This window comes from Mesorhizobium sp. M8A.F.Ca.ET.207.01.1.1 (assembly GCF_004794715.1).
GTDB lineage: Bacteria > Pseudomonadota > Alphaproteobacteria > Rhizobiales > Rhizobiaceae > Mesorhizobium.
This window is the reverse complement of the sequence record NZ_SRUS01000183.1, coordinates 1-384: the sequence shown is the minus strand read 5'-3', so window position 1 is coordinate 384 and position 384 is coordinate 1. Positions and strand designations below refer to the sequence as shown.

The 384-nt window shown below is 66.1% G+C and carries 1 protein-coding gene; it reads right to left on the bottom strand.

Annotated elements, in window-relative coordinates; translation table 11 throughout:
- Nucleotides 1-255, bottom strand: a 255-nt coding sequence (locus tag EN850_RS34085; RefSeq protein ID WP_136092976.1) for a response regulator, incomplete at its 3' end; no start/stop codon positions are given.
- Between the last annotated feature and the right edge of the window lie 129 nt (nt 256-384).

Sequence of the window (384 nt, the reverse complement as noted above, 5' to 3'; positions counted from 1 at the left end):
CAGCATGATCACCGGCGTCTCGCCACGCTGGCGCAGCTGGGTCAGTACGCTCCAGCCATCCAGGCGCGGCAGCTGCACATCGAGCAGGACCAGGTCGGGACGGGCGCTGCGATGCAGGTCCAGTGCGCTGTGGCCATCGGCGGCACGCAGGGTGCGCAGGCCTTCGCGTTCCAGGTAGGCAGTAAGGATGTCGGCGATCTCGACCTCATCCTCGACAATCAGGACGAGGGCGGCGAGGGCGGGTGAGGCATGCATGCAGGGCGGGGCCGTAAGGTGCTTGCCTCCATCGCATCTCCACACTTCCTCCATCGAAACCCCATCATCGCCACGCACACTGCGCGCGTCAGAACCTATCCGCCGCCTGCGCGGCATTGTGCACAGCAA